The 1,679-nt window shown below is 38.2% G+C and carries 1 pseudogene; it reads right to left on the reverse strand.

Going from position 1 to position 1,679, the window contains the following annotated elements:
• Positions 1–1,679 (reverse strand): annotated as a pseudogene (locus KO504_RS08920) (hypothetical protein); the annotation flags it as partial.

Raw genomic sequence — 1,679 nt, forward strand, 5'->3', positions numbered from 1 at the left:
TAAATTTTTGCACTACTTCCAATACCTTCGATGTTCCAAGTTTCATTTTTACCATCTCCATTAGGTGTAAAATACAATGGATAGTCAATAACAAACTTTGGTTCTGTTGTTAAACCACAACCATTTTTGTCTCTTGCCGTAATATGATGTTGGCCTGCAGATACATTAGTGAAAAGCCCCTCATCTTGCCATGCTCCTCCATCTAAACTGTATTCATAATCTCCACTTCCACTTGCCATAGCTTGTAAAACATGATTTTCTGCAAATGCTTGTGTTAGTAACTCGATAACCAGTGCTGGTGGCTCACTTTCTATAACCTCTGTACTTAATTCACTCTCACAAAACGTACTGTCATTAATTACCTTTACGCTATAAGTTCCTCCTTGGGTTGGCATTATACTTGGTCCTGTTTCTCCTACGATTGCGGTACCATTATAACTCCACTCAAAACTATATGCTGTGGCTGATAAGCCTGTATCTAAGACTAATGGATCTAAGACTTCTGACCCATTGGTATTTAAACATAAGGTATAACTCTGATTAAAACCAAACTCTGGTAAGGGATTAACTTGTAAGGTCACCTCGGCTATAGCATAACATATAGAAGTGTCATCTCCTGCTACATCTGGTGTGTCATTATCTACTCTTGCATAAATAACTTGTGGATTAACGACATTTTCATACAACGTTGGTAATGGATTCACCTTGTTGTTAGCATCCTCTTCTGTCGCGTAATACGTTACAATATAATTTAAAGGATCTTGACCATCTAAGACCTCTGCATCTTGAAAGGTCAAATCAAACTGTCTACTATCGTTTGTAGTATCCCCATCTGTTTCCATATTATCATCACACGCTTCAAAAAGAATTGCTTCCATATCTGGATTGGCCTGTGCCGCTTCTTGAACTTCAATATTAAAACTTTGTGTACTGATTGAACAACCTGTAATAGTATTAGTAATGGTTACAAAGATTTGTTGTGGGTTACTAAGGTTAGGATATGGACTTACAATACCATTCATTCCTAATTCTGCATCTAATAGGCTTTCATGATAGCTCACTGTAAATTGTGTGGCATCTTGTCCGTTTAAGATTTCTGCATCTTTAGTTGTTAAATCAAAGTTATCAAATCCGTCTGTATTCAATTCACATTGTATAAAGTCTGTTACAGCAACTACTGATGGTAATGGATGCACTACAATCGTAAAATCTACTAAGGCATAACAACCGGTAGCATCCTTAGTCATCCTTACATAGATCTCTTGTTCTGGTGTACTTGTATTAGTATACTGTGTTGGATCTGGGATTGGGTTGGCTGCTGAATCGGCATCTTCTGCAGTCTCATGGTACGTTATACTTACTCCTGCTTCTCCGTTACGTATGAGTGTTTCGTTTTCTGTTAAATCAAACACTTCTAAGCCGTCTCCTGTATTAACATCATCACACAACTCTAAGTTTGGTAATAAATCGCTCGCTGTTGGGGTTGGGTTGGGTAATACTCTTATGGTTAAAGTCACAAAATCTACACAACCTGTATCCGTATCGGTTACTACTGCATAAAGCGTCTGTGGATTGGCTGCTAATCCATTTATTGCCGTATTGGTGTATTGTGTTGGGTCTGGAATAACATTTTCCTGAGCTTGTGCATCTGCTGCCGTTTCGTAATACGCAACTGACCA

Origin of the sequence: Winogradskyella psychrotolerans (assembly GCF_018860565.1) — a bacterium.
GTDB classification, from domain to species: Bacteria; Bacteroidota; Bacteroidia; order Flavobacteriales; family Flavobacteriaceae; genus Winogradskyella; species Winogradskyella damuponensis.